Genomic DNA, 5,689 nt, shown 5'->3' on the forward strand with positions numbered 1-5,689 from the left:
GGAGAAGGGAGGGATGCAGCAATTGAATATTTTGAAAAGAATTATAAGGAAAACTTAAGCATGGAGGAAGCAATAGAAATGGGAATTGAAGCAATGAAAAGCTCAAAAGAAGATAAAAAAATAGAAGCGGAAATAGGTATAATAGATAAAAAGGGATTCAGAAAAATAAATAAAAAAATATAGAGGGGAGAAGATTTTTTAGTCCTTACCTATGTCCCAGATTGCTTTTATTGCTAGCAAACCGGCTAGTGGTGCAATGAAAATTCCAAGAGCTGTAACTATGCCTGTAAGGTAGCTTCCTACCCATTTTATTCCTGAGAATACATTTGTTCCGCTTATTGCAACTATTATCACTGTTGCTATTAGAAATGTTGGCAATTCTTCTTTTGTTATAGTTCCCATTCCAAGTATTCCAAGTATTCCTGCTATCAAACCAATCAGTCCAAGAATCATTGCCAGATATGCATACTGATCGCTTGTAAGGTCAATTCTGCCAGAATAGTGCGCTCCGTATATCAGTCCGAATATTATCGCTAGCACTATGCCTATCAGGAACACCATACTGCTTAGTTTTGCCCTCCCTTTATCTGCCATTTTTATCCCCTTTAGTAATTTCTCTTTCCTTTATAAGGATATCGATTTTTTCAAGATTTGCTTTTTCTTAAGAGGAGAGAATTTCCAACAACAGCTATATCAGACGCAACCATCGCCATTGCAGAAAATTCTGGGCGAATAATGAAACCCAGCCATGGATAAAGTAATCCAAAAGCTACTGGAATTGCGAACACATTGTAAAGGAATGCCATAAATAAATTCTGCTTTATTTTTGAAAAAGTGGCTTTTGATATATTTAATGCCTCCACAACATCCATTGGATTATCTCTAACGATTATTATGCCGCCCGCCTCCTTTGAGATATCGCTCCCGCCGCCCATTGCTATGCCAACATCCGCCCTGCTCAACATTGGTGCATCGTTTATTCCATCTCCAACAGCTGCAACAATTTTCCCTTTTTTCTGCAGGTTTATTATTTCCTTATCCTTTTCATGAGGTAAAACTCCTGCTATAATTTTTTCTATGCCCAACTTTTTACCTATTGCTTCAGCCGTTTTTCTATTATCTCCGGTAATCATAAAAATTTCATATCCCTCAAGCTTTTTAATTGCCTCAATTGCCTCCTCTTTTATTTCATCTTCAAGCGCAATTGCTCCTTTGACGCCATTAAAATAAACAAAAACAACTGTTTTTCCCTCTTTTTCAAATTCCTCTCCAATTCTGCTATTTATTAATTCCCTGTTTCCAAGCATTGCTTTTTTTCCATTTATTTTTCCAATAATCCCTTTTCCAGGTATTTCCTTAAACTCATCAACTTCAAGAATTTCCATCCCTCTTTTCCTTGCTTCATTGAAAATTGCTAAAGCAACTGGATGATTTGATTTTGCTGCTAAACTAGCTGCGATTTGCAACACATCTCCGATTACATCGGTTACTCTTGCCTTCCCTTTTGTAAGTGTTCCTGTTTTATCAAAAACAAAAGTATCAACTTCAACAAATCTCTCAATATATTCTCCCCCTTTTACAAGAATGCCCTTCTCAGTTGCTTTGCTTATTCCAACCAGTATTGCCGTTGGTGTCGCGATGCCGAGGGCGCAGGGACAAGCTATTACAAGAACGGATATGGAGGTGGTGAGGGCAAATGAAAACGGCATGTTTTTTATAAAATACCAGAAAATAAATGAAATTAAAGATATTAGAATTACAGAAGGGACAAAATAATTTGTTACTTTATCCGCTAACCTCTGTATTTTTGCTTTCGATGTCTGAGCTTCTTCAACCAAATTTATTATCTGAGAGAGAAATGTTTCTTTTCCCACTCTCTTTGCCTTAAATTTCATAAAACCATTCACATTTATTGTTCCACCAAAAACCTCATCGCCTTCTTTCTTATCAACAGGAATTGATTCACCTGTTATTGATGATTCATCAATTGTAGCAAATCCTTCAATTATTATTCCATCAACTGGAATTTTTTCTCCGCTTCTTACAACAACAATATCATCCTTTTCTATTTCATCAGCTGATATTTCTTCTTCTTTTCCGTTTCTAAAAACTCTTGCTTTTTTTGGCTTTAATTCCATCAGTTTTTTTATCGTATCCCCTACCTTTTCCTTAGCCCTATCTTCAAGAGTTAAACCAATTGTAACAGTTGTTAATATTACCGAGGATGCTTCATAAAAAACCATTCCATCATAGAAAAATGTTGAAATAACTGAGTAAAGATATGCGGATGTGGTGCTGATTGAAACAAGGGTATTTAAATCAGCAGTTTTTTGCCTAAGTGAAAAATATGCTCCTCTATAAAAAGGATAGCCAATGAAAATCTGCATGGGTGTGGCAAGTAAGAAAAGTATGATATTTAATTCTTTTCTGTAAAAAAATAAAGAAATTATTAAAATAGGAATTGTAAGAATTAAAGAGAAAATAATTCTATTTAATGATTTTTTCCTTTCCTCTTCCACCTCATATCCTGCTTCCTTTATAAATTCTTTTAATTTATCCTCATTTAATCTATTGTCATATTCAATGATTGCTTTATTAAGTGAAAAATTGACTTTTGCGGATATAATCCCTTCCTTGTTTTTTAAATATTTTTCTATAGCTTTTGCACATCCCTCGCAATGCATTCCCTTAATTTTTAAACTTATTTTCATGAATATGGGCTAGGCCGGATTCGAACCGGCGACCTTTGCCTCGTAAGGGCAACGTCATAACCTCTAGACCACTAGCCCTATTGATAAAAGAAGAAGGGATTTTAAAATTTTTTGAATACTCCATAGAATTCTCGTTTTTTCTATTATGGTTAGAAGATGATATATCTTGGCTCGATGGCTTGCTTCCTCCTCCGCCTTGGCTCATTTCTATCATTGCTATATATTCCCTTAACTTTATCTCTAAAAAAGAGCTTATGTTTATATCATATTCCCTTGCCTTCTTCAAAAGCTCTTCATTAATTGTTAGATTTAGCCTTCTTTTTGCCATAAATATATAATGCGTATTTAATACATAAGCATTACTTTTTGAGTTCTGCCGATATATAAAGTTGATAGAGTATAGTATCGAAATCGAAAATAAAAGCTTTTTATCCAAAATCTTTTTATTTTCCTTTTTATTTTATTTTGAGCAACGGTAGCAGGATGAGAAAAATTTCTCATCTCTCCTATAATTTCAACTACTGTGCCCAAGATTTATTTATCACATCTACTCTAAATGATGGTGTTTGAGAGGGCATTGGCAGATAAGGAGAGGGTTGTGGTTGTATTTTTTTCATTATGTTATTCACTCGATTTATAATATCCTTTTCTTCGTTCTTCTCAATTTTCCCTACCAATACTATAATTACCCCCTCATATTTCTTTTCTTGCCACTCTACAACCCGTTGTATCAGTTCTTTTTTCACATTTTCAGTTATTTTTCCATTCTTGGAATGTTTTATTTCAACAACAACTTCTTTCCCCACTAGGATATCAATATTGTCTTTCTCTTTACTTACTGTAATTTTTTTTAAACCCCTCTTTTCAAGAGCTTCCTCAATAAAAGACCTTAAATCATCCTTATATTTGTGGTGAACCTCACACCCTCTACCTCGATATCGGTGTTCTGGCTTCCACTCATTTATTATCCGATAAACCTCATCATAAAGAGACCATTGTGGCCTTGTTGCCCACATAAAATTAAATTCTCTTGATAAATATAAATCTTTTTATAAATTTCCTACTTCTGGAAAGATATAGAAGGATAAATATAACAGATAAACTAAAATACAAATTTACTTTAAATGATATGGAGAAGAAAGATAAATTATTTATTAAGAGCCTTATAACTTTTGTAGCATCTATCCCTATTACTATCATTATTCCTCTCTTTATAGAGAAAATTGCTACAGGTCCTACTCTAACAATTATTATTGCTCCTATTGTGGAAGAATTTTCTAAACTAATCCCCCTCTTTTTAGCACTATTTTTCTATCCTTATAAAAAAGATATACCCCTTAAGTGTAAGATGCTATACAATATTGTTTTTGTGAGCCTTTCTAGTTTCACAGGGATAATCTTTGGTCTATGGGAGTTTTTGAATGGATTGTCAGCATGGAATATTCTCGGGCATTTTTCAACAACCACTATTAATTCCATTCTACTTGTAACTTGGTTAGGGAAAGTAAAATACCCGTATAAATACCTTGGAATATCATTGGTAGGGTTAGGTATCTTACTGCATTCTATCACAAATCAATACGCAAATATTGGTTTAATAGACACTCATGATAGTTATTTGGTAGGAATAGCAAAATTTTTAAAAGAAAAAACACCCCTTATAAATCAACTCTGTTATATTAAAACAATATTTTCGGTTGCTACGCTATCATACATAATTTATATTGGATATCATCTTAGGAAATATTTTCAATATAGGAAGGCTTGATATCTTATTCTTTCTTTTCATAGAAACTACAATCTGAAGGGCATCCTCCTCTCCCTTTTCGCATTTTACATTAATCACCTGCTTTTTTATAAGATTTAAGAAATTGATTTAAAGCTTTATTTCCCCGCCTTTTATTTGTGCGGGCATTTCTTTTTTATGCAATATGTTTTTTTGCCCAAAGGTATAATATAATACTCATGTGGGTAGTTTAGTAAGTCAAATTTGTCAATTCCTTGTTCTTTCAGTTGTTCGTTTGTAAATATTATTTTCTTTTTTCTTCCAATAACATATACCTCGACAAAATTATCTGTGAGTATGATTTTATGTATCTCACACATTTCATCTGCTGTCATTTCATCGCCTCCCACATTTCGCTTTTCTTTCATTTGCATTTTACTACTCCAATTTATATATCCGTAAGATGTATAAATAAATTATAATTTAAAGCTGTATTTTTCCGTCTTTTTTGATAAATTCAACAATATCCGCTGGATTATCTTCAAGAATGCATTTCTTTATCGCCTCTCCAAAGCCGTCAAATTTTGAAATGAAGCTTTCAATGCTTTCATCCATTCATTGAAGTATTTTCTAGCCTCCTTATATATTATCTGGAAAGGGTTTTAAAAGTTATGCTCAAAAAGTTTTAAAATAAAAATTTATTTAAAGTCAGGTCGGGGTGGCTCAGCCTGGTAAGAGCGCCTGACTCATAAGCCAAGCTCAGGGCTAAGAAATCAGGAGGCCGCGGGTTCAAACCCCGCCCCCGACACTAAAGAATTTTAAAAATTGAGGGGAGCAAGGTGCTAAAATAGTACAGAATTAGTAATGGAGGCGTACTAAAGCACCTTTTCCTCCCCAAAATAAAGTATTTCATTGTATATGAATTTTTCTAGTATCAGGGGGTTGTCGATTAATCAAAAAATTAATGTACCCAAATTAGATTACTATTAAAGGGGATGGGAAAATGAAGAAAGAAGATTATTGGAAGAAATATAACAAAAAATTTAGTGATTTTGATGTTAAGAAAATATTAAAATTTCTTATAGAATTGGCTGATGAAATTGGAGAACCATTTGAGAAAAAGAGCACAAGAGGAAGATCATTTAAATTATCACCTACACAATATGTAGCTCTTTATATATTGATGGTGTTTTTTGATATGAGTTTGAGAGATCTGGAATTATGGTCAAAAGTCTTAGTAGGAGAGCATATA

General features: G+C 33.3%; 7 protein-coding genes, 2 tRNA genes and 1 pseudogene. 4 read left to right on the forward strand and 6 right to left on the reverse strand.

The window, feature by feature from the left end:
• Positions 1 to 183, forward strand: a 183-nt coding sequence (locus H5T45_07115) for a proteasome subunit alpha (protein MBC7129475.1), incomplete at its 5' end; no start/stop codon positions are given.
• A gap of 15 nt (positions 184 to 198) precedes the next feature.
• On the opposite strand, the gene H5T45_07120 is transcribed toward H5T45_07115, so the two are convergent.
• The 5 genes and pseudogenes from H5T45_07120 to H5T45_07140 all read right to left on the reverse strand — a co-directional run bounded on the left by H5T45_07120 (position 199) and on the right by H5T45_07140 (position 3,727).
• A complete protein-coding gene (locus H5T45_07120; protein ID MBC7129476.1) occupies positions 199 to 561 on the reverse strand; it encodes a hypothetical protein in 363 nt (120 codons plus the stop codon).
• Between the two features lie 83 nt (positions 562 to 644).
• Complete coding sequence (cadA, locus tag H5T45_07125) at positions 645 to 2,711, reverse strand: cadmium-translocating P-type ATPase (protein MBC7129477.1); 2,067 nt, start codon at positions 2,709 to 2,711, stop codon at positions 645 to 647.
• A gap of 5 nt (positions 2,712 to 2,716) precedes the next feature.
• Positions 2,717 to 2,789: transfer RNA gene (locus H5T45_07130), tRNA-Val, on the reverse strand.
• Positions 2,790 to 2,919: 130 nt separating this feature from the next.
• Positions 2,920 to 3,039 (reverse strand): annotated as a pseudogene (locus H5T45_07135) (type II toxin-antitoxin system CcdA family antitoxin).
• A gap of 190 nt (positions 3,040 to 3,229) precedes the next feature.
• Entirely contained in the window at positions 3,230 to 3,727 is a 498-nt protein-coding gene (locus tag H5T45_07140; GenBank protein MBC7129478.1) for a hypothetical protein, read from the reverse strand.
• A 113-nt stretch (positions 3,728 to 3,840) separates the two neighbouring features.
• Between H5T45_07140 and H5T45_07145 the strand changes: the two genes are divergently transcribed.
• Entirely contained in the window at positions 3,841 to 4,479 is a 639-nt protein-coding gene (locus tag H5T45_07145; GenBank protein MBC7129479.1) for a hypothetical protein, read from the forward strand.
• Positions 4,480 to 4,610: 131 nt separating this feature from the next.
• On the opposite strand, the gene H5T45_07150 is transcribed toward H5T45_07145, so the two are convergent.
• Complete coding sequence (locus H5T45_07150) at positions 4,611 to 4,865, reverse strand: hypothetical protein (GenBank protein ID MBC7129480.1); 255 nt, start codon at positions 4,863 to 4,865, stop codon at positions 4,611 to 4,613.
• Between the two features lie 284 nt (positions 4,866 to 5,149).
• On the opposite strand from H5T45_07150, the gene H5T45_07155 reads away from it, so the two are divergent.
• Positions 5,150 to 5,245 (forward strand) — tRNA-Met (locus H5T45_07155).
• Positions 5,246 to 5,440: 195 nt separating this feature from the next.
• On the forward strand, positions 5,441 to 5,689 hold a 249-nt coding region (locus tag H5T45_07160; protein MBC7129481.1), incomplete at its 3' end, for a hypothetical protein.

The sequence above is a fragment of the Thermoplasmatales archaeon genome (assembly GCA_014361245.1).
Classification (GTDB): Archaea; Thermoplasmatota; E2; order UBA202; family JdFR-43; genus JACIWB01.